This window comes from Variovorax sp. UC74_104 (assembly GCF_044055375.1).
Classification (GTDB): Bacteria; Pseudomonadota; Gammaproteobacteria; order Burkholderiales; family Burkholderiaceae_C; genus Variovorax.
On record NZ_CP171978.1, the window covers coordinates 4,391,958 to 4,415,433 of the forward strand.

The 23,476-nt window shown below is 68.3% G+C and carries 23 protein-coding genes and 1 pseudogene; 16 read left to right on the top strand and 8 right to left on the bottom strand.

Translation table 11 applies throughout. The annotated features are described in order from the left end of the window. Positions 1-12: 12 nt before the first annotated feature. Complete coding sequence (nrdR, locus tag ACHMXA_RS20615) at positions 13-456, top strand: transcriptional regulator NrdR (protein WP_007836918.1); 444 nt, start codon at positions 13-15, stop codon at positions 454-456. 28 nt (positions 457-484) lie between these two features. Here the strand turns inward: nrdR and ACHMXA_RS20620 are convergent, their stop codons facing one another. The 6 genes from ACHMXA_RS20620 to ACHMXA_RS20645 all read right to left on the bottom strand — a co-directional run bounded on the left by ACHMXA_RS20620 (position 485) and on the right by ACHMXA_RS20645 (position 5,714). After that, entirely contained in the window at positions 485-946 is a 462-nt protein-coding gene (locus tag ACHMXA_RS20620; RefSeq protein WP_176666704.1) for a type IV pilin protein, read from the bottom strand. Positions 947-956: 10 nt separating this feature from the next. Beyond that, positions 957-3,146, bottom strand: coding sequence for a pilus assembly protein (locus ACHMXA_RS20625; RefSeq protein WP_395316285.1), 2,190 nt, complete (start codon positions 3,144-3,146; stop codon positions 957-959). 18 nt (positions 3,147-3,164) lie between these two features. Further along, positions 3,165-3,782 (bottom strand): PilX N-terminal domain-containing pilus assembly protein, encoded by a 618-nt coding sequence (locus ACHMXA_RS20630; protein ID WP_395316286.1) that lies wholly within the window; start codon positions 3,780-3,782, stop codon positions 3,165-3,167. Positions 3,783-3,850: 68 nt separating this feature from the next. Next, the gene (locus ACHMXA_RS20635; RefSeq protein WP_176666707.1) at positions 3,851-4,675 is read right to left on the bottom strand and encodes a PilW family protein; all 825 of its coding nucleotides are present in this window, start codon (positions 4,673-4,675) and stop codon (positions 3,851-3,853) included. After that, positions 4,672-5,220: a type IV pilus modification protein PilV gene (gene pilV, locus ACHMXA_RS20640; RefSeq protein WP_176666708.1), complete on the bottom strand. Its 549-nt coding sequence runs from the start codon at positions 5,218-5,220 to the stop codon at positions 4,672-4,674. The genes ACHMXA_RS20635 and pilV overlap by 4 nt, the downstream gene beginning before the upstream one ends. Then, a complete protein-coding gene (locus ACHMXA_RS20645; RefSeq protein ID WP_176666709.1) occupies positions 5,214-5,714 on the bottom strand; it encodes a GspH/FimT family pseudopilin in 501 nt (166 codons plus the stop codon). The genes pilV and ACHMXA_RS20645 overlap by 7 nt, the downstream gene beginning before the upstream one ends. A 205-nt stretch (positions 5,715-5,919) precedes the next feature. On the opposite strand from ACHMXA_RS20645, the gene ribD reads away from it, so the two are divergent. The 11 genes and pseudogenes from ribD (at position 5,920) to ACHMXA_RS20700 (ending at position 15,542) form a co-directional block, all read left to right on the top strand. Continuing rightward, on the top strand, positions 5,920-7,041 hold the full coding sequence (ribD, locus tag ACHMXA_RS20650) for a bifunctional diaminohydroxyphosphoribosylaminopyrimidine deaminase/5-amino-6-(5-phosphoribosylamino)uracil reductase RibD (protein WP_176666710.1): 1,122 nt from the start codon (positions 5,920-5,922) through the stop codon (positions 7,039-7,041). 44 nt (positions 7,042-7,085) lie between these two features. Further along, positions 7,086-7,742, top strand: a complete 657-nt coding sequence (locus ACHMXA_RS20655) for a riboflavin synthase (protein ID WP_176666711.1) — start codon at positions 7,086-7,088, stop codon at positions 7,740-7,742. Then, positions 7,739-8,896 carry a bifunctional 3,4-dihydroxy-2-butanone-4-phosphate synthase/GTP cyclohydrolase II gene (gene ribBA / locus ACHMXA_RS20660; protein ID WP_176666712.1) on the top strand — a complete coding sequence of 386 codons (1,158 nt, stop codon included), beginning with the start codon at positions 7,739-7,741 and terminating at the stop codon, positions 8,894-8,896. Before ACHMXA_RS20655 ends, ribBA begins: the two co-directional genes overlap by 4 nt. A gap of 5 nt (positions 8,897-8,901) precedes the next feature. Beyond that, a complete protein-coding gene (gene ribH / locus ACHMXA_RS20665) occupies positions 8,902-9,369 on the top strand; it encodes a 6,7-dimethyl-8-ribityllumazine synthase (RefSeq protein WP_176666713.1) in 468 nt (155 codons plus the stop codon). Next, on the top strand, positions 9,366-9,920 hold the full coding sequence (gene nusB, locus ACHMXA_RS20670) for a transcription antitermination factor NusB (protein ID WP_093202799.1): 555 nt from the start codon (positions 9,366-9,368) through the stop codon (positions 9,918-9,920). The genes ribH and nusB overlap by 4 nt, the downstream gene beginning before the upstream one ends. Before the next feature lie 52 nt (positions 9,921-9,972). Next, positions 9,973-11,169 (top strand): pyridoxal phosphate-dependent aminotransferase, encoded by a 1,197-nt coding sequence (locus ACHMXA_RS20675; protein WP_176666714.1) that lies wholly within the window; start codon positions 9,973-9,975, stop codon positions 11,167-11,169. Continuing rightward, positions 11,166-11,624 carry a YbgC/FadM family acyl-CoA thioesterase gene (locus tag ACHMXA_RS20680; RefSeq protein ID WP_176666715.1) on the top strand — a complete coding sequence of 153 codons (459 nt, stop codon included), beginning with the start codon at positions 11,166-11,168 and terminating at the stop codon, positions 11,622-11,624. Before ACHMXA_RS20675 ends, ACHMXA_RS20680 begins: the two co-directional genes overlap by 4 nt. After that, positions 11,621-12,346 carry a protein TolQ gene (gene tolQ / locus ACHMXA_RS20685; RefSeq protein ID WP_176666716.1) on the top strand — a complete coding sequence of 242 codons (726 nt, stop codon included), beginning with the start codon at positions 11,621-11,623 and terminating at the stop codon, positions 12,344-12,346. Before ACHMXA_RS20680 ends, tolQ begins: the two co-directional genes overlap by 4 nt. 15 nt (positions 12,347-12,361) lie before the next feature. Further along, positions 12,362-12,800, top strand: a pseudogene (locus ACHMXA_RS20690) (ExbD/TolR family protein). Between the two features lie 3 nt (positions 12,801-12,803). Continuing rightward, positions 12,804-13,721 carry a cell envelope integrity protein TolA gene (locus tag ACHMXA_RS20695; RefSeq protein WP_176666717.1) on the top strand — a complete coding sequence of 306 codons (918 nt, stop codon included), beginning with the start codon at positions 12,804-12,806 and terminating at the stop codon, positions 13,719-13,721. Positions 13,722-13,811: 90 nt separating this feature from the next. Beyond that, positions 13,812-15,542, top strand: coding sequence for a penicillin-binding protein 2 (locus ACHMXA_RS20700; protein WP_176666718.1), 1,731 nt, complete (start codon positions 13,812-13,814; stop codon positions 15,540-15,542). Between the two features lie 22 nt (positions 15,543-15,564). Here the strand turns inward: ACHMXA_RS20700 and ACHMXA_RS20705 are convergent, their stop codons facing one another. Both ACHMXA_RS20705 and dnaE read right to left on the bottom strand, forming a co-directional pair. Continuing rightward, entirely contained in the window at positions 15,565-15,984 is a 420-nt protein-coding gene (locus tag ACHMXA_RS20705) for a YgiW/YdeI family stress tolerance OB fold protein (RefSeq protein ID WP_395316287.1), read from the bottom strand. A 104-nt stretch (positions 15,985-16,088) separates the two neighbouring features. Continuing rightward, on the bottom strand, positions 16,089-19,607 hold the full coding sequence (dnaE, locus tag ACHMXA_RS20710) for a DNA polymerase III subunit alpha (protein ID WP_176666720.1): 3,519 nt from the start codon (positions 19,605-19,607) through the stop codon (positions 16,089-16,091). A 113-nt stretch (positions 19,608-19,720) separates the two neighbouring features. Between dnaE and ACHMXA_RS20715 the strand changes: the two genes are divergently transcribed. From ACHMXA_RS20715 to ACHMXA_RS20730, 4 genes are all read left to right on the top strand, one after another. Next, a complete protein-coding gene (locus ACHMXA_RS20715; protein WP_176666721.1) occupies positions 19,721-20,506 on the top strand; it encodes a sulfurtransferase in 786 nt (261 codons plus the stop codon). Positions 20,507-20,541: 35 nt separating this feature from the next. Beyond that, positions 20,542-21,258, top strand: coding sequence for a response regulator (locus ACHMXA_RS20720; RefSeq protein ID WP_176666722.1), 717 nt, complete (start codon positions 20,542-20,544; stop codon positions 21,256-21,258). Beyond that, positions 21,209-22,774, top strand: coding sequence for a sensor histidine kinase (locus ACHMXA_RS20725; RefSeq protein WP_176666723.1), 1,566 nt, complete (start codon positions 21,209-21,211; stop codon positions 22,772-22,774). Before ACHMXA_RS20720 ends, ACHMXA_RS20725 begins: the two co-directional genes overlap by 50 nt. A gap of 168 nt (positions 22,775-22,942) precedes the next feature. Continuing rightward, entirely contained in the window at positions 22,943-23,473 is a 531-nt protein-coding gene (locus ACHMXA_RS20730) for a tripartite tricarboxylate transporter TctB family protein (protein WP_176666724.1), read from the top strand. The last annotated feature ends 3 nt before the right edge of the window (positions 23,474-23,476 follow it).

Genomic DNA, 23,476 nt, shown 5'->3' on the forward strand with positions numbered 1-23,476 from the left:
AGACGTGGCCGCATGAAATGCCCCTTTTGCGGCCATCTTGAAACGCAGGTCGTCGAGACCCGCGTTTCGGAAGACGCCGACTTCGTCCGCAGGCGCCGCCAGTGCAGCGCCTGCGACAAGCGCTTCACCACCTACGAACGGCCCGACGTCAATTTTCCCGTGGTCGTGAAGAAGGACGGCAGCCGCGCCGACTTCGACTCGACCAAGGTACGCGCCTCCATGATGCTGGCGCTGCGCAAGCGCCCCGTGAGCATCGAACAGATCGACAACGCCCTGCTGCGCATCGAGCAGAAGCTGCTGGCCAGCGGCCTGCGCGAAATCGACTCGACCAAGGTCGGCGAGCTCGTCATGCGCGAACTCAAGAAGCTCGACAAGGTCGCCTACGTGCGCTTCGCCTCGGTGTACCGCAGCTTCGAGGACGTGGACGAGTTCAGGCAGCTGCTGCGCGACATCTGAGCCGCGCCGCCGTCGCCCTTTTCAGCCTTCAGCGGTCCCAGCAAAGCTGCACCAGCGCATCCGAGGCGCTGCCGCGGCCGGCGGCCAGCCTGGCACCCTGCTGGTTCACGGTGAGCGTTCCGCATTCATCGCGCCTCGACGCGCCCTGCGGCACGGCATGCAGGGTGAATGTGTTCGCGGTCCTCGTGCCGTAGCGGATGACATAGCTGGCCGGCCCGGACGGCGGCGACTGGCTCAGCCCCGCCGGCAGCACGACGCCTTCCGGCGGATACCTGCCGTTCGCGGTCAGGTAGCGCTCGGACCACTGCGCCGCCTGCAGCAGTTGCTGCTTGGCATCGGCTCGCTTGGCCCACAGCACATAGCGCGTATAGCTCGGGTAGACGATGGAGGCCAGGATGCCGATCACCGCGATCGCGATCATGACCTCGATCAGCGTGAAGCCACGCGGGCGCGCCCGTTCGCCAGCCCTTGGCCTGGAGTGCCTTTTCATGGTCCGTGCCTCAGTGGGTGGAAATCAAGTTGCGCCAGCCGAAGCGGCGCCCGATGACCGGCCGCTTCGTCGAACTGCAGTCGCCGGCGGCATTGCAGATCACGTCGCTGCCCCTCTCCCCGCTCTGCGGCTCGAAGAAGATGTCATCCCTGCCTGAGCTGTTCCGGAAGCCGGCATAGGCCCCCAGCGCATCGGACGTGCCATACGCGATGCCTTCGGGAGCGGAGCCGCTGAAGAGGTCGATCACCATCGACCACCCGCCGTCTCCCCTGCCGGACGCACAGGCGCCCGGCTTGCCGCCGGCATCTCGAATGGTGGTCGAGAACAAACCCACGCCGCTTCCCAGCACGTCGCCGGGATAGACGATGCGCTCCCCCGCCGTCGGCAGCTTCAGATGCCAGCCACGCCTGGCATCGGAGCCGGAGAAGCTCACGCCGTGGCGCGAGACGGTGCGCAGCCCAATTTCGCCTTCCCGGGTGGAAGCGGCGCCGGCGGTCTGGGCCACGAGGTCGGCCGGTGTCGCGGTGTCCGCGCCGCCGTCGGCCGGGTCCCAGACGCCGTAGAGGTATTGCTCGGCGGTCGAGCCTTCGTCGCCGGAGGCAGGCGGCCTACCCGTGCCGAACACCACCATGTAGCCGCCGCGCGGATGCCCGACGACCACCGGCGCCGCCGTGATCGGCTGGCTGGCGCCGGCCGCGAAGAGCGGCTTGTCGTCGAGGCTGGATGCCATCGCCGCCCGAGCGTTCGGACCGACGGGCCCCAGGGCGGCCTTCCACCTGCTGCTGTCGCTGCCGCCCAGGTCGAACCTCCAGAGGTTGCCGTGCAGGTCTCCCGCATAGACGAGGTCGACATTGCCGTCGCCGTCGCGGTCCACCGGCCGCGGCGCGGACAAGCCGTTGCCGCTGCCGCTCGCCTGCGCGGCGGGCGCGGGAATCCTGAGGACCGACTTGTCGCCGTCCAGATACTGGATCCACAGCAGCGCCTTCTCGCTCCTGCTGCCGTAGCCGTTGCCCAGGATCACGGCCCTGCGCCCGTTGTTCAGCGTCGCCACTTGCAACGCGCGCTTCGAGTAGGCATCGAGCGCCGGCTGCTGGAACTGATGGCCCAGGTCATCGTCGTCGAGCGCGGTCGTGTCGATCAGCACCACGCCGGCTGCGCTGCTCTCGCCGATGCTTTCGGGCCTGGTCACGTCGAGCACGAAGTAGCCTTTGCCGCCCGCCCCCAGCGTCCCTACCAGCAGCGACTTCCAATAGGCCGCCTTCTGAACTTCGGTCATGCCGGCCGACTCCGCCGGTCCCATGTAGATGTCTGCCACGAATGCGCTGCCGTCGACGTAATACCTGTGGACGTAGCCGCCTTCGCTGAGCCGTTGAAGACCTGGCGCTGCCGCCGTACCGTAGAGGCCTTCGGGCACGTAGGCGAACTCCTCCTTGCCGGTTGTCGCGTTGAAAGCGTGCAGCATGCCGTCGTTGGCCCCTACATAGACCATCGGCGTGCGGATGGCGGAGGCGAAGGTCGCATAGCCTCCACGGGTGAAACTGCCGCGGGGCTGGCCGGCAAACCAGACGCTGGAGCCCTCGATGTCGCCGAGCACGTGGGCGCGCCTGCGCAACCCCGGTCCGGCGCCCTCGTTGCTGCGGTCACCACGCAGGAAGTCGAGCACCGCCTGGCCGCGCGCGGTGCTGCCGGCATCGGTGGCGGTGCTTGCCTTGAGAGCCGCCTTCTGCGCTTCGCTCAGATGGTTCCATCTGAACGGCACGCCCAAGCCGGCGGCCGCCGCGCGGGTGGCCGTGGCCGCCGCGGTGCCCGAGAAGCTCAGCACCTTGCGATCGCCGTCGTGCGCGCCGGCCTTTGCCATGCGGGCATCGAGCAGTTCGCTCGCAGACCACTCGGGCGCGCTCGCCAGCTTGCCGCCGGCGCCGAATTTCGTGGCGGTGAGCGTGCCCGACCCGCTCGACGGGTCGTAGCCCGCCTGGTAGACGAGCGTGCCGGTCGACAGCCTGGAGGTGCTTGCCGCGATCGAGGTCCGCCGAGGGCTGGTGTCCGCCAGGCTCCCCGCAAGGATCATCTTCGGCGACGCCGCCCCCGCCGCGGCGTTGCGCGGCATCCGCGCCTGCTGGCATTGCCCCGCATGCGCCGCGACCTGCGCCAATGACAGGCCGCACGCGACGGCGCCTCCCAGGAACTGCTTGATGTTCATATCCCCCTCTCGCGATGCTCAATTGATCTTGTTGACCGGGTCCGGATCGAAGGAAACCTGCAGTTCGACCTTCGTGCCACCCGCCCCACCCGTGCTGCCGCGCGCTCCCGTGGCGACCGCGGTGATCCGGTACAGCGGGTATCGGCTGTTCTCGCGGTCGATGACCTCGATCCAGTACTTCGCGCCAGCCAGCGCCGGATTGCCCGCGTCCGGCGCGCCGGTGAATTGCCCGAAGGATGCGTGCTTGTTCTTGTATGCATCGCGCCCCCAGAACCGGAAGGCCTCGCTGCCGGATGCGGCAGCCACCGAATCGCGCCCGGAGAAATAACAGATGCCCTGCGCGCAACTGTTGGCGCCGTCGTTCAGGTAGGCGCCCACCCAGCCGGTGTCCCGATTGGGGAAGACGCGGTCGTATTCGGCCCTGCGGCAGGGGTGCTCTGCGAGCGCCGAACATGCGACATAGGCCTGGCTCGCAGGATCGAACGCCAGTTGCCGGATGTCACGCTCAGCGTCCAGCAGAGCGGCTTCGGCGGCCTCGAAGGCGCGCTGGTGCTCGCGCTGGTTGCCCGCCACGGATTCGAGCAGCAGCGCCGTGTGCGCGCCTGCGACAACGAGCAGCGCCGAGAGCAGCAGCATGGTCATCACGATGAAGAGCGAAAAGCCCTGCTGCGCCGGGCGTGCGCCAGGAAGCCCACGTGGAAACCTCATGGCGCCCCCAGGTCGTTGCGCAGCGAGAACACCGCGGTATAGACGCGGCGCAGCCTGCCGTCGCTGCTGGCTCGCGGTTTCCCGTCGCAGTCGACATGGCTGCCGCCCGGGTTGTTCCTGGAGGTGCCCGCGAGCTGCAGGCAGACGCGCACCGTGCGCACGCTGGCGAACTCCGCCACCTGGTCGGCCCTCACGTAGCGCACCACCTGCCGGCTCCCGACCCCGGCGCTGACGCCGTACATGACGTCGAAGCGCTCCACACCGTCGATGACCGGCTGCGGCTTCGTGTTGCCACTGCCCTGACACCGGAGCGCACCGTCCGCGACCGAGAACTCGCTGGTGATCAGCCGGGCACTGCCAGGCGCCGCGGGATCGGCTGCATCGTATTTGCCGCCCGAGTTCCGCCCGGGTTCCTGCCCCAGGCAGTCCTTGAAGTGATCGGGATTCGGCGCGTAGCCGATTTTCAGCCGGTCGTTCGCCGAACCGCCCGGCGACTCCACGCCCTTGATCGCGAAGAACGCCGGCTCGCCCGTGAGATTGGTGCTCCTGCCAGGGTCTACATCGAAGTGGTACAGCGGCCCGGTGGCATCGATGGGGGTATAGCCGGCCTGGCGGATCTGCTGTCCCAGCAGCCTGAACGCCAGCGCCGACGACTGGTTGAGCGCGTTGACGTCGTCGCCCGCCATGGCGACGCTGCGCACGCCGAGCATGGTTGCGACGGACGCCAGCACGACCAGCATGCCGATGACCAGCGCGACCAGGAACTCGACCAGCGTGAGGCCGGCCTGCCGCAGCCCTTGAGTGATCACCTGGCGGGTCATGGCTGCAGCACCGCGACGGCGAGTTCCATGCATGCCTTGCCCGCGGGGCAGTTCCAGGCAGGGTCCGGCGTGATCGCGTTGACGGCCGACGGTTCGCTCCATGCAATGTGAATGAACAGCAGCGCGCCCGCCGTCGGCCTGCCCTGCACGTCGGCGACTCCGCCGGGGAGCGCGTCCGCCACCGCGCGCTTCCAGTGCCGCAGATCGTGCGCGGCAAGCTCGGCCGCGCCGCAGTTGGCAGCGGCGCCCACGCATGACGGACCGGATTCGCCCTCGTCCGCCGGCGACCAGTCCGCCACATAGGGGCTGGCCGTTGCCGCGCCCGCCGCAGGATTGGCGCGGATGCGGTCGGCCATGTCGCCAGCCAGGCGCGCGGCGACGTTCTGGTTGCTCGCGCCGACGCTGGCGGCCAGCACGCGGATCTGCACGCCTGCGAGCGCCAGCAGTCCCAGCGAGAGCACCAGGAGCGCCACCAGCGCTTCGATCATCGAAACGCCTGCCTCGCGAACGTGCAGGCCGCGAACGGGCGGGGCTGGCATCAGCATGCGTCGCCTCCCTTCGCCAGACGAACGCGCCCGCCGAGTGCCAGGCACACGGCAACGGCGTTGGACGGGCCGCTGCTGCCCGACGGACGCAGGCGGAAGCTGGCCACGCCCATCGAATGCCCCATGGCGTCGAACGACACGGCGCCGTTCGCGCTCTTTTCGACCACAACCCGGCCGTCCGGGTCTTGCCGCTTCAGGATTTCAGCGGCGTTTCCGCTACCGGCAAGCGTGTCCCAGCCGCAACTCCAGTTCCGCCCCTCGCACCCCTCGCGCTGCCGGATGGTCACGGTTTTTCCGCGCCGGACTGCCTCGGCGCGTGCATGGCTCACGCTGGCCATCAGCACCTTGGCCATGCCTTCGACCCGATACCGTTCGGCGAGCCCGTTGAAAGCGGGCAGCGCCAATCCCAGCATCACGGCCATCAGTACGATGACGGCCATCATTTCGACGAGCGTGAAGCCCCGCTCGAACGCGCAGAATCCGTGTTGGTTCATGCCATGCCGCTCGTCGCCTTGCACACCGTGCCGGACAAGCGTTTCCCCCTGATCTCAATAGGCGCGAATCTTATTTTTCTGGTTCTGTACCAATCGGAATATTCCCGGAATAGCGCGACAAACGGTCAAGACAAATAGATCGGCGGAGAATTGTTTTCGACTGATTTCGAATTGACATTTGCAACGCATTTGAATTGACAAAAGAATGACAAAAGAAAATCCGAATTTCATGATCCAGGCGCTGAATCTGGCGCGCCAGGCCGGCGCGGAAACCGATCCGAATCCTCGAGTGGGCTGCGTGCTGGTGGCACCCGACGGCACGGTGATCGGCCAGGGCCACACCCAGCAGGTCGGCGGGCCGCACGCCGAGGTCATGGCGCTGCGCGATGCAGCGGCGCGGGGCAATTCGGTTGCCGGGGCAACTGCCTGGGTCACGCTGGAGCCCTGCTCCCACCACGGCCGCACCGGCCCGTGCTGCGATGCGCTGGTGGCGGCCGGCGTGGGCCGGGTGGTGGCGGCCATGGCCGACCCCAATCCGCTGGTCGCCGGCCAGGGCTTCGAGCGGCTGCGCGCCGCCGGGGTCGAAGTCGAGGTCGGGCCCGGCGCGGATGAAGCGCGGGAGCTCAACCTCGGCTTCTTCAGTCGCATGATCCGCAAGACGCCGTGGGTGCGGCTCAAGGTCGCGGCCTCGCTCGACGGCAAGACCGGCCTGCGCAACGGCGTGAGCCAGTGGATCACGTCCGAGCTCGCACGCGCGGACGGCCACGCCTGGCGGGCGCGCGCGAGCGCGGTGCTGACCGGCGTGGGCACCGTGATGGAGGACGACCCCAGGCTCGACGTTCGCCTCGTGCAGACCACACGGCAGCCGCGCGTGGTGGTGGTCGACAGCCAGCTCCAGACCCCCCCGGGCGCGAAGCTCTTCATGCCCGGCCGCGCAGTCTGGATCTACGCGGCGGTGCAGGATGAACGGAAAGCCGCCGCCCTCGAGGCGCGCGGCGCCACGGTCACCTGCCTGCCCAATGCGCAGGGCAAGGTCGACCTGGCGGCGATGCTGAAGGATCTTGCCCGCCGCGAGGTCAATGAATTGCACGTCGAGTCCGGCCACAAGCTCAATGGCTCGCTGCTTCGCGAAGGCCTGGTCGATGAATTGCTGGTCTATCTGGCGCCGAAATTGATCGGCGACGGGCTCGATATCGCCTCCGGTATTCACGCCAGCGGCCCGCTGACCGAATTGGCGGGCGCCCTGCCCCTCGAATTCCGAGGTCTCGAGCAGATCGGCCCCGACCTGCGCATCGTCGCCAGGATTGCCGGAAGGGATGCCTTCTAGCCCGCCCGCCGCGTAGCCCCTTCGTTCTCTGCGAAAATGCCGGGATGTTCACCGGAATCATCACCGGCGTGGGGCGCATCGCCGCCATCCACGACCTCGGCACCACCTCCTCCTACGGCAAAAGACTCAGCATCGAGGTGCCTGACGGCTATCTCGACGACGTCGGTCTCGGCGACAGCATCGCGCTCAACGGCGCGTGCATGACAGTCACCACGCTCGCTCCCGAGCGCCAGCAGTTCACCATCGACATCTCGGCCGAATCGCTCGACAAGACCGCGGGCCTGACCGACGAAGGCAGCCGCATCAACCTCGAGAAGGCCCTGCGCGCGAGCGACCGCCTCGGCGGCCACATCGTCTCGGGCCACGTCGACGGCATCGGCAGCGTCAGCAAGTTCGAGCCGGTCGGCGAAAGCTGGGAACTGCGCGTAGTCGCTCCGCCCGAGCTGGCCCGCTTCCTCGCCTACAAGGGTTCGATCACCGTCAACGGCGTGAGCCTCACGGTCAACAGCGTCGAGGACATCGTCGGCGGCGCGGAGATCAGCATCAACCTGATCCCGCACACCGTCGAGAACACTTCGCTGGGCGGCCTGAAGGCCGGCTCGAAGGTCAACCTCGAAATCGACACCGTGGCGCGCTACGTGGAGCGCATGCTCCAGGCGGGCGTGCTCGCACCGACTCCATCCAAGGACATCTCCAAATGAACGCCTCCGTCACGCCGATCGGCGCCGCTTCCCGCGCCGCGCGCGCACCAGCCCCGATCTCCTCGGTCGAAGAGATCGTGGCCGAGCTCGCAGCCGGCCGCATGGTGATCCTGGTCGACGAGGAAGACCGCGAGAACGAAGGCGACATCGTCATCGCGGCCGACCACATCACGCCCGAGGCGATCAACTTCATGGCCCGCCATGCGCGCGGCCTGATCTGCCTGACGCTCTCGCGCGAGATGTGCGAGCGGCTGCAACTGCCGCCGATGGTCCAGCGCAACGGCGCCAAGCACTCCACCGCCTTTACCGTGTCCATCGAGGCGGCCGAGGGCGTGACCACCGGCATCTCCGCTGCCGACCGCGCGCGCACGGTGCAGGCTGCCGTGGCGCCCAACGCCGTGGCCGCCGACCTGGTGCAGCCCGGCCACATCTTCCCGCTGCAGGCGGTGGACGGCGGCGTGCTGATGCGCGCCGGCCATACCGAAGCCGGCTGCGACCTTGCCGCCATGGCCGGCTGCTCGCCCGCCTCGGTGATCTGCGAGGTGATGAACGAAGACGGCACCATGGCCCGCCTGCCCGACCTGCAGGTCTTCGCGGCCGAGCACGGCCTGAAGATCGGCACCATCGCCGCGCTCATCGAGCACCGCAGCCGCGTCGAATCGCTGGTCGAGAAGGTCGGCTGCCGCGAGATCCAGACCGCCTGGGGCAGCTTCACCGCCCACGCCTTCCTCGACAAGCCCAGCCACGGTGTGCACCTCGCGCTGGTGCGCGGCAAGTGGGCGCCCGAAGAGACGGTGTCGGTGCGCGTGCACGAGCCGCTGTCGGTGCTCGACGCGCTCGAGATCAACCGCTCGCTGCACTCCTGGAGCCTGGACGCCAGCCTCTCGCACATCGCGAACGAGGGCAAGGGCGTGGCCGTGCTGCTGAACTGCGGCGAGACCGCCGGCGAGCTGCTCGCGCAGTTCGACGGCACCGCCCGCCCCGCGCAGGCACCCGAGCGCGGCCGCATGGACCTGCGCAGCTACGGCATCGGCGCGCAGATCCTGCGCGAATGCGGCGTGCACAAGATGAACCTGCTGGGCACGCCGCGGCGCATGCCCAGCATGGCAGCGGGCTACGGCCTCGAGATCGCCGGCTACCTCACGAAAGACTGAAGACCATGCAAGGTGCAAACAAGGGAGCGGACGCGAAGCCGCTGAACGGAAAGGGCCTGCGCATCGGCATCGTGCAGGCGCGCTTCAACGCCGATATCACCGACGCGCTGGCCTCGGCCTGCCTCTCGGAGCTAGAGGCGCTGGGCGTGGCCGCCAGCGACATCCACCACCTGCAGGTGCCTGGCGCGCTCGAAGTGCCCGTGGCGCTGCAGGCGCTCGCCGAGCGCGGCGGCTATCACGCGCTGGTGGCGCTGGGCTGCATCATCCGCGGCGAGACCTACCACTTCGAGCTCGTGGCCAACGAGTCGGGCTCCAGCGTGAGCCGCGTTGCCCTCGACTACCGCCTGCCCATCGCCAACGCGATCCTCACCACCGAAAACCTCGAACAGGCCGTCGCCCGCCAGACCGACAAGGGCCGCGACGCTGCCCGCGTGGCTGTCGAAATGGCGCAACTGCTGGCCACCCTTTCATGACCGAAGACCGCTCCAAGTCCCTCAAGGCCCTGAAGGCCGCCGGCGAAAAGCCCAAGCAGTCCCGCGTGGGCCTCACCAGCACCGGCGTGCGCAAGGCCGCGGCCAAGTCGAACCGCACCCGTGCGCGCGAATTCGCGCTGCAGGCGCTCTACCAGCACCTGGTGGGCCGCAACGACCCGACCGACATCGACCACTTCACGCGCGACCTCGCCGGCTTCCACAAGGCCGACGCGCTGCATTACGACGCGCTACTGCACGGCTCCATCGAAGGTGCCGAGCAGCTCGACGCACTGATCCGCCCGCTGCTCGACCGCAAGTTCGAGGAAATCTCGCCCATCGAGCACGCCGTGATGTGGATCGGCGTCTACGAATTCCAGAACTGCCCCGACGTGCCCTGGCGCGTGGTGCTCAACGAGTGCATCGAGCTCGCCAAGGAATTCGGCGGCACCGACGGCCACAAGTACGTGAATGCCGTGCTCAACGGCCTGGCGCCGCAGCTTCGCCCGCTCGAAGTGGAAGCCGACCGGGCTTCCGGAAAAGCAAGGGCATGAGCGGCACCGCTCGGCCGACCGAGGGCGCACGGCGCCGCAGCCTGGGGGTGCGATGAGAATTTCCACGCGCGCGCAGCGCATCGAGCCCTTCTACGTGATGGAAGTGGCCAAGGCGGCCGGCGTGCTCGCCCGCGAGGTCGCCCACACCGACCGGCCGATGATCTTCCTGAACATCGGCGAGCCCGACTTCACCGCCCCGCCGCTGGTCCAGGAAGCCGCCGCCCGCGCGGTGCGTGCCGGCGCCACGCAGTACACGCAGGCCACCGGCCTCGACCATCTTCGCGAACGCATCAGCGCCTGGTACCGCCAGCGCTTCAACGTGGACGTGCCGGCGCGCCGCATCGTCGTCACGGCCGGTGCCTCGGCCGCGCTGCAACTGGCCTGCCTGGCGCTGATCGAATCGGGTGACGAGATCCTGATGCCCGACCCGAGCTATCCGTGCAACCGCCACTTCGTGAGCGCTGCCGAAGGCAAGGCAGTGCTGCTGCCGACCACAGCCGAGGAGCGTTTCCAGCTCACGGCCGCCAAGGTCGAGGCCGCCTGGACCGACAAGACGCGCGGCGTGCTGCTCGCGTCGCCCTCGAATCCGACCGGCACTTCGATCGCGCCCGACGAGCTTCGCCGCATCCACGAGGTGGTGTCGAAGCGCGGCGGCATCACGCTGATCGACGAGATCTACCTGGGCCTCTCCTACGACGATGCCTTCGGGCAGACGGCGCTGGCCATCGACGAGAACGTCATCAGCATCAACAGCTTCAGCAAGTACTTCAACATGACCGGCTGGCGCCTGGGCTGGCTGGTGGTGCCCGAAGTGCTGGTGCCGGTGGTCGAGCGGCTGGCGCAGAACCTGTTCATCTGCGCGAGCACCGTGTCGCAGTACGCGGCGCTCGCCTGCTTCGAGGACGAGAGCATCGCCGAGTACGAACGCCGCCGCGCCGAGTTCAAGGCGCGCCGCGACTGGTTCATTCCGCAGCTCAATGCGCTGGGCCTGAACGTGCCCGTGGTGCCCGACGGCGCCTTCTACGCCTGGGCCGACTGCACCGCCTTCGCCGGGAAGCTCGGCATCTCGGGCAGCTGGGACTTCGCCTTCGAGACCATGAAGCGCGCGCACGTCGCCGTCACGCCGGGGCGCGACTTCGGCACTGCCGAGACGGCGAAGTTCGTCCGCTTCTCCACCGCCAGCTCGATGGCGCACCTGCAGGAGTCCATCGAGCGCCTGCGGGCGATGGCAGAGAACCGGGACCGATGAGCTACGCGTTTCCGATCCGCGTCTACTGGGAAGACACCGACGCCGGCGGCATCGTGTTCTACGCCAACTACCTGAAATTCATGGAACGCGGCCGCACCGAATGGCTGCGCTCGCTGGGCGTGGAACAGCGCAAGCTGCGCGACGAAACCGGCGGCCAGTTCGTGGTGAGCGAGACGCAGCTCAAATACCATCGGCCCTCGCGGCTGGACGACGAGCTGCTCGTGACTGCCGATCTCAAACAATTGGGCACCGCGTCATTGATAATCGGACAGCGCGTGCTATCGAAAACAGAGCAGGAACGAACGGGGGCCTCCGAACCAGTCTTGCTGTGCGAAGGCACGATCCGCATCGGATGGGTGGACGCGGCCACGTTGCGGCCCGCACGCATTCCGAAACAGGTGACGGGAACCCTAGAGCGCTACAGCGGCTCCATGACTCAAACTTTCAAGCCATGAACCAAGACCTTTCCATCATCAATCTCCTGCTCCATGCGAGCTTCGTGGTTCAACTGGTGGTGGCACTGCTGGTGATCGTCTCGATCGCAAGCTGGGCCGCGATCATCCGCAAGTACTTCGCGCTTCGGCGCATGCGCGCCCTCAACGAGGACTTCGAGCGCGAGTTCTGGTCGGGCACCAGCCTCAACGAACTGTTCGCCTCGGCCGCGCAGAACGCCAAGTTCGCCGGCCCCATGGAGCGCATCTTCGCCTCGGGCATGCGCGAGTACCAGAAGCTGCGCGAGCGCCACGTCACCGACGCCGGCACGTTGCTCGACGGCGCCCGCCGCGCAATGCGCGCGAGCTTCCAGCGCGAGCTGGATGCGGCCGAGCAGAACCTCTCGTTCCTGGCGACCGTCGGCTCCGTCTCTCCGTACGTCGGCCTGTTCGGCACGGTCTGGGGCATCATGCACGCCTTCACCGGCCTGGCCGCGCTGGCGCAGGTGACGCTGGCCACCGTGGCCCCCGGCATCGCCGAGGCGCTGGTGGCCACGGCCATCGGCCTCTTCGCCGCCATTCCGGCGGTCGTGGGCTACAACCGCTTCGCCCGCGAGATCGACAAGATCGCCATCGCCCTCGAGACCTACATCGAGGAGTTCTCCAACATCCTGCAGCGCAACCTGTCGGCCAACCCGGCCGCGGGCGGCGGCGCGGGCTCCTCGGTGGCTCCGGCCAACCGCTGAACGGAGGCGCAGCGCATGCCCGCCGTTTCATCCCGGGGCCGTCGGCCGCCGGACGATCAACGAGATCAACATGGTCCCGTTCATCGACGTGATGCTGGTGCTGCTGATCATCTTCATGGTCACCGCGCCGCTCATCACGCCGAGCGTGATCAACCTGCCCTCGGTCGACCGCGCCAGCAAGCAGCCCGACAAGCCGATCGAGATCGTCATCAAGAGCGAAGACGAAGTGCAGATCAAGAAGGACCCGTCCACCGGCACGGGCGGCACCTCGATCCCCATGGCCCAGATCGGCTCGGCCGCCAAGCAGGCCCAGGGCGGCGACGACCAGCGACCGGTGGTCATCAGCGCCGACAAGGCCGTGAAGTACGAGACCGTCGTGAAGGCGATGAACCAGCTCAAGCGCAGCGGCATCGAGCGCGTGGGCCTGTCGGTCACGACCACGGGCGGCAAGTAAGGCATGTCGCTCGCACTGGATCGCCCCGAGTTCGCACCGCCGCCGCAGCGCGGCACCGGGCGTGCACTGGTACTGGCGCTCATTGCCCACGGCCTGCTGATCGCGGCGCTGACCTGGGGCGTGCGCTGGCGCAGCGACGCCGACGAGGGCGCCGTGGACGCGGAGCTGTGGTCGTCCACGGTGCAGCAGGCAGCGCCTCGCCTGCAGGCGCCGCCGGCACCCACCCCGGTTCCCGCGCCGCCGCCGCCCGCTCCTGCGCCGCCGCCTCCTCCGGCTGCGAAGGCGCCCGAGCCCGCCCCTGCGCCCAAGGCCCCCGACATCGCCCTCGAGCGTGAGAAGAAGCTCAAGGAGCAGAAGGAACAGCAGGAGCGCGAGCTCGAACGCCAGCAACAGCAGAAGAAGAAAGAGCTGGAAGCCAGGCAGCGCGCAGAGGACGAGGCCGAGCGCAAAAAGGAACAGCAGAAGAAGCTGGCCGAGCAGAAGAAGCAGCAGGAAGCCGAAGCCAAGCAAGCCGAGCAGAAGAAGGCCGAGGCTGCTGCGAAGCAGGCGGCCGCGGACCGCGCCGCCGCGCTCAAGCGGATGCAGGGTCTCGCGGGCGCCAGCGGCGCCGACGATTCGAAGGGCACGGCGCTGCGCTCCTCGGGCCCGTCGAGCGGTTATGCCGGCCGCATCGCCGCAGCGGTGCGGCCGAACATCACCTTCCCCGATGCCGACACAGTGAACGGCAATCCGGCCGCCGAGTTCGAGGTGAGCCTTGCGCCCGACGGCACCATCGTCGGCGTGAAGCTCAGCAAGTCGAGCGGCCTGCCGGGTTGGGACGACGCTGCCGAACGCGGCCTGCGCAAGACCGACAAGCTGCCGCGCGACACCGACGGGCGCATCTTCCCGTCGCTGATCGTCACGCTGCGGCCCAAGCGCTGATTTCCTTCCTCGCGCGCCTAACGCGCAGCTAAGAAAACGGGGCCCTTCCGGGTGACTTTCACGTCACCCGGAACTCGATAATCAGGGCTCATGACCCCCAACGGCCGCATCCGCTATGGCAGCAGTCCCCTGCTCGCCAGCCCCACTCCCGTGTGGCGCAGCAAGTTCATCGTGGCCAGCGTCGCCTTCGGCTTCCTGCTGCTGGCCGGACGCGCCGCCTACGTCCAGATCTTCGCCAACGACTTCTTCCAGCACCAGGGCGAGGTCCGCTACCAGCGTACGCTGGAGCTGCCGGCCAACCGCGGCCGCATCCTCGACCGCAACGGGCTGATCCTGGCATCTGACATTCCGGCTCCCAGCATCTGGGCCATTCCGGAAGACATCGAGCGCGACGATCCGGCCACGCAGGAAAAGCTCAGGCAGGCCGCGAAGCTTCTCGGCATGCCGCAGAAGGACTTCGACAAGAAGCTGGAGGACGAGGACAAGAGCTTCGTCTGGATCAAGCGCCAGGTCGACGAGCCCATCGCCAGGCAGGTTGCCGCGTTGAACATCAAGGGCGTCTACCTGCGCCGCGACTACCGCCGCCAGTACCCCGAGGGCGAAGCGGCGGCGCATCTGGCGGGCTTCACCAACGTGGAAGACGTGGGCCAGGAAGGCATCGAGCTGGCCTTCGACCACGACCTGGCCGGCAAGGCCGGCTCGCGCCACGTGCTGAAGGACCGGCTGGGCCACATCATCGAGGACACGGAAGACCAGGTGCCGCCCACGCCGGGACACGACATCCAGCTGAGCATCGACGACCAGGTGCAGTTCGTGGCCTACGAGAAGATCCGCGATGCCGTGGTCGCCAACAAGGCGCGCGCCGGCAGCGTGGTGGTGGTCGACGCGCAGACCGGCGAACTGCTGGCCATGGCCAACTATCCGAGCTACGACCCGAACGACCGCCGCAGCCTCACCGGCGAGCAGTTGCGCAACCGCGCCATGACCGACGTGTTCGAGCCCGGCTCGACGATGAAGCCCATCACCGTCGCCACCGCGCTGCAGCTGGGCCGCGTCACGCCCAAGACCATCATCGACACCAACCCCGGGCGCATCACCGTCTCGGGCGCGACCATCCACGACGACGAGAACTTCGGCGTGCTCACAGTCGAGGGCGTGATCCAGAAGTCGAGCAATGTCGGAGCCACCAAGATCTCGCAGCGCATGTCGGCGCAGGAGATGTGGAACTCGCTCACCGCCGTGGGCCTCGGCCAGAAGCCGCAGACGCCCTTCCCCGGCGCGGTCACCGGCAGGCTGCGGCCGTGGAAGTCGTGGCGGCCCATCGAGCAGGCGACCATGTCGTACGGATACGGGCTGTCGGCCTCGCTCTTCCAGATCGCGCACGCGTACACGGCCTTCGCGCACGACGGAGAGGTGATCCCCATCAGCCTGCTGAAGAACCGAGGGGAGGAGCCCGCCGGCGTGCAGGTGTTCTCGCCGCTGGTAGCCAGCGAGGTACGCCAGATGATGCACATGGCCGCCGCGCCCGGCGGCACCGCGCCGCTGGCCCAGACGGTGGGCTACTCGGTGGGCGGCAAGACCGGCACTGCGCACAAGCAGGTGGGCAAGGGCTACGCGAGCAACAAGTACCGCGCCTGGTACACGGGCATGTCGCCCATCGACAAGCCGCGCATCATCGTCGCGGTGATGGTCGACGAGCCCAGCGCCGGCAAGTACTTCGGTGGCCTCGTGGCCGCGCCGGTGTTCAGCCAGGTGGTGCAGCAGACGCTGCGCATCATGAACGTGGTGCCCGACCTCGCCGTGGCGTCGATGGCGCACTGAGGCCGCCAGGCCGGCCCGGGGCTCAGCGCAGCACGGCGAGGCGCTTCACGTCGAGCTCGACCTTGCTGCCGATCAGGTCCTTGTCGAACTCGCCCGTGAGCTCGACGCGCACCTTGTCGTCGATCTTCACGCCCGGCGGGAAATGCTTGGCGTCGATCTCCACCTTGATGCGGCCGGTTTCGTCGGCGAAGGTGTAGTGCTCTCCGCCGTCGTGCGACACGATGAAGCCGCGCAGCGTGGCGTACTGGTCGTCCTTGCCGGTGTCGATCAGCTGCTTGACGCTCATCGCCGGCACGGTGCTCGGGCCGGCGTACGGCGTGCCCGACGCGCCGGCTCCGGCGGCCGGCTGGGTGCTCGGGCCGGTGTACTGGGCCGATGCGGCAAGCGGCAATGCCAGGGGCAACGCCAGTGCCAATGCGATGACGAGAGACTGTTTCTTCATGACGGGATCCTCCTTGTGCCTCTCGACTGAAAGGCTGGAGGCATCGTAGCGAGGGCCTCAAAGAGCCCACGCCCGCCGGGCACTTGTCACCGCGCCGGCAGAAATCAGTCGTAGACGATCAGCGCCTTGCCCGCCTCGGCCTGCGCGGTCCAGCTGGCCAGCGCCGCGTCGGTCGGGAAGAACTTCGCGCGGTCGCCCAGCTGCAGCTCGACCTGCGCACCCGAGCGCGCCATCGAAAGCCGCACCGGCAGCCCCTGGATCAGGTCGCCCACCTCGGTCTGCTCGGTGCGCGGCGGAAAGTCTTTCAAGAGGCGCGCGATGTCGGGCGCCTTGCCGTTGACCGCCACGCGCAGGAACTTGCCGAAGCGGCAGCGCGCCGAGGCCAGGTCCCACACCTGCTGCACCTGGAAGCGCGCCTCGAAGCCGCCGCGCGCGGGCTGCAGCCGGCCGCTGACGATGACGAGCTCGTCGTCCTTCAGCGTGTTGCGGTTGGCGTTGATCAGCGCCTCGTCGGCCGTGGCCTCGATGGAATCGGACTTGTCGTCGAGCTTGAAGATCGCCAGCCGGCCGCGCTGGCCGTTGATGACGCGGAAGTCGCTCACGATGCCGGCAATGACCTGCTGGTCGCGGCTGTCGAGCAGGTCGGCGATCTCGCGCTTGCAGAAGCGCCGCACCTCGTGCGAAACCTCGTCGAACAGGTGGCCCGAGAGATAGAAGCCGATGGCCGTCTTCTCCAGCGTCAGGCGCTCCTTCACGCCCCAGGGCGTGGCGTCGACCAGGTCGGGCTCGGCAGTGGCGGAACCGTGCTCGGAGTCGCCGAAGATGTCGACCTGCGAGGCGTTGGCCGCCGTGGCGTTGGCGAATTCGAAGGCGCGGTCGAGCGAGGCGACCAGCGCCGCGCGGTTCTGCTGGATGGCGTCGAAGGCGCCGGCCTTGATCAGCGCTTCCACCGTGCGCTTGTTGATGCGCTGGCGGTCGATGCGCACGCAGAAGTCGTACAGGCTCTTGAACGGCCCGCCCTCCTCCCGTGCGCGCACCACGGCCTCGACCGCGAGCTGGCCGGTGCCCTTGACGGCGCCCAGGCCGTAGCGGATCACCTTGTTGGTGACCGGCTCGAAGCGGTAGTTGCCGCGGTTCACGTCCGGCGGCTCGAAGGTGATGCCGAAGTTCTTCTGGGCGTCCTCGAACAGCAGCTTGAGCTTGTCCGTGTCGTCCATTTCCACGGTCATGTTGGCGCAGAAGAACTCGGCCGTGTAGTGAACCTTGAGCCAGCCCGTGTGGTACGCCAGCAGCGAGTAGGCGGCGGCGTGCGACTTGTTGAAGCCGTAGCCCGCGAACTTCTCCATCAAGTCGAAGATCTCGTCGGCCTTGTCCTGCTCGATGCCGTGCGTCTTGAGGGCGCCCGCGCGGAATTTCTCGCGGTGCTCGGCCATCTCCTCGAGCTTCTTCTTGCCCATCGCGCGGCGCAGCAGGTCGGCGCCGCCGAGCGAGTAGCCGCCCAGAATCTGCGCCGTCTGCATCACCTGCTCCTGGTAGACCATGATCCCGTAGGTCTCGGAGAGCATCTCGGCCACCGCCGGGTGCGGGTACTCCACCTCTTCGCGGCCGTGCTTTCGCGCCACGAAGCTGGGAATCAGGTCCATCGGGCCCGGGCGGTACAGCGCGTTCAGCGCGATCAGGTCTTCCAGGCGCGTGGGACGCGCGTCCTTCAGCATGCCCTGCATGCCGCGGCTTTCAAACTGGAACACGGCCTCGGTCTTGCCGTCGGAGAAGAGCCGGTAGGTGGCCGCGTCGTTCAGCGGGATGTTCTCGAACGCGAAGTTCTCCTGGCCCTTGTGGCGCTTCATGATGAACTCGCGCGCGATCTCCAGGATTGTGAGCGTCGCCAGGCCCAGGAAGTCGAACTTCACGAGGCCGATGGCCTCCACGTCGTCCTTGTCGTACTGGCTCACGGCCGATTCGCTGCCGGGCTGCTGGTAGAGCGGGCAGAAGTCGGTGAGCTTGCCCGGCGCGATGAGCACGCCGCCGGCGTGCATGCCGATGTTGCGGGTCATGCCTTCGAGCTTCTGCGCGAGCTCGACCAGCATCCTGACTTCTTCTTCCTTCTCGATGCGCTCCGCGAGCTGCGGCTCCATCTCGATGGCGTAGTTGTTCTTGTCGCCCTCGATCTTCTTCTCCGGCGGGTACTGCAGCGTGACCGACATGCCGGGCTTGTTCGGGATCAGCTTGCTGATGCCGTCGCAGAACATGTAGCTCATGTCGAGCACGCGGCCCACGTCGCGGATGGCCGCGCGCGCGGCCATGGTGCCGAAGGTGGCGATCTGGCTCACGGCGTTGCGGCCGTACTTGTCCTTCACGTAGTCGATGACGCGGTCGCGGTTGCCCTGGCAGAAGTCGATGTCGAAGTCGGGCATCGAGACGCGCTCGGGGTTCAGAAAGCGTTCGAACAGCAGCTTGTATTCGAGCGGGTCGAGGTCGGTGATCTTCAGCGCGTAGGCCACGAGCGAGCCGGCGCCCGAGCCCCGGCCCGGGCCCACCGGGCAGCCGTTGTTCTTGGCCCACTGGATGAAGTCGCCCACGATCAGGAAGTAGCCGGGGAACCCCATGTTCAGGATCGTCTTGATCTCGAACTCGAGCCGCTCGACGTATCGCGGGCGCTCGGCGTCGCGCCTGGCTTCGTCGGGGTAGAGGTGCTTCAGGCGCAGCTCCAGGCCCTCGAACGATTCCTGGCGGAAGAAGTCGTCGATGGGCATGCGCACGCCTTCGGCGATGAAGGGCGTCGGGAAGTCCGGCAGCTGCGGCTTGCCCAGCACCAGCGTGAGGTTGCAGCGCTTGGCGATCTCGACCGTGTTGGCCAGCGCGCTGGGCACGTCGGCGAAGAGCGCCTCCATCTCGGCGGTCGACTTGAAATACTGCTCCTCGGTGAAGCGGCGCACCCGACGCGGATTGCCGAGGATCTCGCCTTCGGAGATGCACACGCGCGCCTCGTGCGCCTCGTAGTCCTCGCGGGCGGCGAACTGCACCGGGTGCGTGGCGACCACCGGCAGGTGCAGCCGGGCCGCGAGTTGCACGGCGGCAACCACGTGCGGCTCGTCCTCGGGACGGCCCGCGCGCTGCAGCTCGATGTAGAAGCGGTGCGGGAAGATGCCCGCCAGCTGCAGCGCCAGCTCGGCCGCCCGTTCGCCCTGCCCCTGCAGCAGCGGCTGCCCCAGCGGGCCCGCCTGCGCGCCCGACAGCGCGATCAGCCCGCCCGAAAGCTCCTGCAGCCATTCGAGCTTGCAGGCCGCCTGCGACTGGCCGCGGCCCACGTTCTGCGTCCATGCCCGCGCCAGCAGCTCGGACAGGTTGAGGTAGCCCTCCATGTTCTGCACCAGCAGCACGATGCGGGTGAGCGCGCCGGGCTCCTTGCCCAGTCCGTCCACGAAGGCCTCGGCGCCGATGACGGGCTTGACGCCCTTGCCCCGGCCCTGCTTGTAGAACTTGACGGCCCCGAACAGGTTGTTCAGGTCGGTGATGGCCAGTGCGGGCTGCTTGTCGGCAGCGGCGGCCTTGACGACATCGTCGATTCGATTGGTGCCGTCGACGACGGAAAACTCGGTGTGCAGGCGCAGGTGAACAAACATGCTTCCATTGTAGAAAGCAGCCCCTCCACGATGTGGGTTGGCAATCCCTGAAATTGCCCCGGCAGAGGCCCCGCACCCGGGCGATATTCCGCCGGCACCTAAAATCCCGCCCCGTGCAAGAGATTTTGAATATCGCGGCCTACAAGTTCGTGGCCATCGACGACAGCCCCGCGCTGCGTGAAGACCTGCGTGCCAGCACCCAGGCCCTGGGGCTCATGGGCACCATCCTGGTGGCACCCGAAGGTATCAACATGTTCCTGGCCGGAGCGGCCGACAACGTGCGGGCCTTCCTGGCCCACCTGCGCGCCGACGCCCGCTTCGCCGACCTGGAGGCCAAGGAAAGCTGGTCCGCCACGCAGCCCTTCCGCCGCATGCTGGTGAAGCTCAAGCGCGAGATCATCCGCATGGACCACCCCGCCATCCGCCCCGCCGCCGGCCGCGCGCCCGGCGTGGACGCCGCCACGCTCAAGCGTTGGCTCGACCAGGGCCATGACGACGGGGGCCGCGAGATCGCCCTGCTGGACACCCGCAACGCCTTCGAGGTCGACTACGGCAGCTTCGAGGGCGCCATCGACTGGCGCATCGGCAAGTTCACCGAATTCCCGCCCGCCCTGCGCGCGCACCGCGACGAGTTCAAGGGCAAGACGGTGGTGAGCTTCTGCACCGGCGGCATCCGCTGCGAGAAGGCGGCCATCCTGATGCACGAGGAAGGCGTCGAGAACGTGCTGCAGCTCGAAGGCGGCATCCTCAAGTACTTCGAGGAAGTCGGCGGCGCACACTACAAGGGCGACTGCTTCGTCTTCGACGGCCGCGAGGCCCTGGCGCCCGACCTGAGCGCGCGCTCGGCACGCGCCAGCGCCCGCGCGTCCGAAGACCCCGACCTCGCCATCAAGCAGTAAAGCCTGCAACAACAACGCAGCACGCGACAGGCCCCATGCGCATCCTCCTGGTGGAAGACGAACTGGACATGGCCTCGTGGCTGGTCCGGGCGCTCACGCAGAGCGGCTTCGTGCCCGACCACGCGCCCGACGCGCGCACGGCCGAGGCCTTTATGGCCGGCACCGAATACGACGCCATCGTTCTCGACCTGCGCCTGCCAGACAAGCACGGCCTGAGCGTGCTGGCCGACATGCGGGCCGCCGACGACCGCACGCCGGTGCTGATCCTCACCGCGCAGGGCGCGCTGCAGGACCGGGTGCGCGGCCTGAACCTCGGAGCCGACGACTTCCTCACCAAGCCCTTCGAGCTGGAAGAGCTCGAGGCACGGCTCGCGGCGCTGGTGCGGCGCAGCCGCGGCAAGCAGCACCCGCGCCTGCAGTGCGCCTCTCTCTCCTACGACAGCCAGAGCCGCGCCTTCACGCTGCGCGGCACGCTGCTGTCGCTCACCCCGCGCGAGCAGGCCGCGCTCACCGCCCTGCTGCTGCGCAGCGGCTCGCCGGTGGGCAAGTCGCAGCTCTTCGCCAAGGTGTTCACCAACGACAGCACCGCCGGCCCCGACGCCATCGAGGTGGTGCTGCACCGGCTGCGGCGCAAGCTCGCCGACAGCGACGTGCGCATCGTCACCGTGCGCGGCCTGGGCTACATGCTGGAGAGCATCGCCGATGGATCCACAGCCCCGGCCAGCACCCCACTCCCCGGCGAAGGCGACTGAGGCACAGCAGCCGCGGCGCTTCGGCATCCGCGCGCGCCTGCTCGCGCTGCTGCTGCCCGGCATCGTCGCGCTGCTCGCACTCGACAGCTGGAACGATTACCGCGCGCTGACGGACTCGCTCGTAGTCGCCTACGACCAGAGCCTGCTGGAGCCGGTGCAGGCGCTGGCCAACGGCATCGTGGTGGCCAGCGACGGCAGCGTGCGCGTGCAGGAGCCCTTCTCGATCCAGGCGATGTTCGAGTCCACGCGGCTGCGCTACAAGTACCTGCACGTCGGCGTGCAGCGCATTCCCAAGGGCGAGACGCTCGACGTGAACTCGCCCGAGACCACCCTCATGGGCGTGCCCGCCCTGCCGCGCCCGGCGCAGCGCCCGCCCGACGGCACGCCGGTGTTCTACGACGCGCAGCACGAGGGCCATCCGGTACGCGTGGCCGCGCTGCGGCAGACGGTGTACGACAACGCCCATCCCGGCATCGCCTACAGCGTGCTGATCCAGGCGGCCGAGGGCACCGGCCCGCGCGCCCGGGCACAGGCCGAGACGCTGCGCCAGGAGGTGCTGCGCGACACGCGCATGGTGCTGGTGACCGCGCTGCTGGTGTGGCTGGGCGTGGCGTGGACGCTGCGCCCGCTGGAGCGCCTGCGCCGCTCGCTGCGCGAGCGCCAGCGCGACGACCTCACGCCACTGGACGCCAGCGGCGTGCCGCGCGAGGTGGCGCCGCTGGTGGACGCGGTCAACCACCACATCTCGGGCCACCGGCGCATGGTGGCCGAGCAGTCGCAGTTCCTCGCCGACGCCTCGCACCAGCTGCGCACGCCACTGAGCATCCTGTCGATCCAGGCCGGCTACGCGGTGCGCGAGACCGACCCGGCGCGCATGCGCGAATCGCTGCACGCCATCGTCGCCCAACTCGCGCGCACGCGCCGCCTGAGCGAGCAGTTGCTGGCGCTGGCCCATGCCACCGCCGGAGACGAAGCCGCGCCGGCCGGCGCCGCGGTGGCAGACCTCAACGCCGTCGCGCGCGACGTGGTGCTGCAGTACCTGCCGCTCGCGCGCGAGAACGACCAGGACCTCGGCTGGGTCGATGCGCGCGGCGACATCGGCACGGACGAATCGGCCGACGACGAAGGCGACCCGCCCGTGCTGCCCGTGGCAGCCGACGCGGCCGAGCTGCACGAGGTGCTTTCCAACCTCGTGCACAACGCCATCAAGTACACGCCGCGCGGGGGCAACATCACCGTGACCGTGCGGCGCGACGCCACGCATGCGCTGGCCGAGGTGTGCGACAGCGGACCCGGCATCGCGCCCGAGCGGCGCGAGAGCGTGTTCGAGCGCTTCCATCGCGACAGCTCCACCACCACCGGTCCGGCGCAAGGCGCGGGCCTGGGCCTCGCCATCGCGCGCGGCTACGCGCGGCGCAACGGCGGCGAGATCGAACTCTCGAATGCCGACACGCCCGAGCGTCCCAACGGTGGCGGATTGCGCGCGACGCTGAGGTTGCCGCTGCACGCTTCCTGAACATCGCGCGAGCCCCGCATCGGGATCCGCTTTTTGCAAGGGTTTCACCGGATGGGCCGGTACGTGATTACACGTATTTTGAGGCGCGCAGGGCTGCAAGAGCCTCTCCCGAAAGGGGACTGAAAGCCCCGATTCCTAGACTGCCCTCCTTCAAGACGAAGGAGATTTATGCAGCACCAGCTCGGTGAAGATCCGGCCTCGCACGCGCCCCGGCCCGCTTCGAAATTCAAGAAAGACTACTACGGCGGCGCACTGCTGATCGTCGTCGGGCTGGCAGCCGTGTATGCCGGCGTCGGCTACCGCGTGGGCGAGCTCGCGCACATGGGGCCGGGCTTCTTCCCCGTCGCGCTCGGCGCGCTGCTGGCACTCACCGGCCTGCTCATCGCGGTCTCCGCGCGCGGCGACAAATCCACCGAAGTCGCAAGCGAGGAAGCGGCCTCGCACGGCCACCCGGGCGGCATGCCCGACCTGCGCGGCGGCGTCTGCATCATCCTCGGCATCCTCGCCTTCCTGCTCTTCGGCGAATACGGCGGGCTGCTGCCCGCGACCTTCGCGATCGTGTTCATCTCGGCGCTGGGCGACCGCGACAACACGCTGACCGAGGCGCTGCTGCTCTCGCTCGCGATGTGCTTCATCGCGGTAGTGGTCTTCTGGTGGGCGCTGAAGCTGCAGCTGCCCCTGTTCCAGTGGGGAGGCTGAAGC

Excerpts from the sequence above, each read along its gene's own strand:
- ribH (WP_176666713.1), top strand. The coding sequence starts at position 8,902 with ATGCAAGGTGCAAACAAGGGAGCGGACGCGAAGCCGCTGAACGGAAAG.
- ribBA (WP_176666712.1), top strand. The coding sequence starts at position 7,739 with ATGAACGCCTCCGTCACGCCGATCGGCGCCGCTTCCCGCGCCGCGCGC.
- ACHMXA_RS20720 (WP_176666722.1), top strand. The coding sequence starts at position 20,542 with ATGCGCATCCTCCTGGTGGAAGACGAACTGGACATGGCCTCGTGGCTG.
- ACHMXA_RS20680 (WP_176666715.1), top strand. The coding sequence starts at position 11,166 with ATGAGCTACGCGTTTCCGATCCGCGTCTACTGGGAAGACACCGACGCC.
- ACHMXA_RS20655 (WP_176666711.1), top strand. The coding sequence starts at position 7,086 with ATGTTCACCGGAATCATCACCGGCGTGGGGCGCATCGCCGCCATCCAC.
- nrdR (WP_007836918.1), top strand. The coding sequence starts at position 13 with ATGAAATGCCCCTTTTGCGGCCATCTTGAAACGCAGGTCGTCGAGACC.
- dnaE (WP_176666720.1), bottom strand. The coding sequence starts at position 19,607 with ATGTTTGTTCACCTGCGCCTGCACACCGAGTTTTCCGTCGTCGACGGC.
- ACHMXA_RS20725 (WP_176666723.1), top strand. The coding sequence starts at position 21,209 with ATGGATCCACAGCCCCGGCCAGCACCCCACTCCCCGGCGAAGGCGACT.
- ACHMXA_RS20645 (WP_176666709.1), bottom strand. The coding sequence starts at position 5,714 with ATGAACCAACACGGATTCTGCGCGTTCGAGCGGGGCTTCACGCTCGTC.
- ACHMXA_RS20630 (WP_395316286.1), bottom strand. The coding sequence starts at position 3,782 with ATGCTGCTGCTCTCGGCGCTGCTCGTTGTCGCAGGCGCGCACACGGCG.
- ACHMXA_RS20700 (WP_176666718.1), top strand. The coding sequence starts at position 13,812 with ATGACCCCCAACGGCCGCATCCGCTATGGCAGCAGTCCCCTGCTCGCC.
- tolQ (WP_176666716.1), top strand. The coding sequence starts at position 11,621 with ATGAACCAAGACCTTTCCATCATCAATCTCCTGCTCCATGCGAGCTTC.
- ACHMXA_RS20625 (WP_395316285.1), bottom strand. The coding sequence starts at position 3,146 with ATGAACATCAAGCAGTTCCTGGGAGGCGCCGTCGCGTGCGGCCTGTCA.
- ACHMXA_RS20620 (WP_176666704.1), bottom strand. The coding sequence starts at position 946 with ATGAAAAGGCACTCCAGGCCAAGGGCTGGCGAACGGGCGCGCCCGCGT.
- ACHMXA_RS20675 (WP_176666714.1), top strand. The coding sequence starts at position 9,973 with ATGAGAATTTCCACGCGCGCGCAGCGCATCGAGCCCTTCTACGTGATG.
- pilV (WP_176666708.1), bottom strand. The coding sequence starts at position 5,220 with ATGCTGATGCCAGCCCCGCCCGTTCGCGGCCTGCACGTTCGCGAGGCA.
- ACHMXA_RS20705 (WP_395316287.1), bottom strand. The coding sequence starts at position 15,984 with ATGAAGAAACAGTCTCTCGTCATCGCATTGGCACTGGCGTTGCCCCTG.
- ACHMXA_RS20730 (WP_176666724.1), top strand. The coding sequence starts at position 22,943 with ATGCAGCACCAGCTCGGTGAAGATCCGGCCTCGCACGCGCCCCGGCCC.
- ribD (WP_176666710.1), top strand. The coding sequence starts at position 5,920 with ATGACAAAAGAAAATCCGAATTTCATGATCCAGGCGCTGAATCTGGCG.
- ACHMXA_RS20635 (WP_176666707.1), bottom strand. The coding sequence starts at position 4,675 with ATGACCCGCCAGGTGATCACTCAAGGGCTGCGGCAGGCCGGCCTCACG.
- ACHMXA_RS20695 (WP_176666717.1), top strand. The coding sequence starts at position 12,804 with ATGTCGCTCGCACTGGATCGCCCCGAGTTCGCACCGCCGCCGCAGCGC.
- nusB (WP_093202799.1), top strand. The coding sequence starts at position 9,366 with ATGACCGAAGACCGCTCCAAGTCCCTCAAGGCCCTGAAGGCCGCCGGC.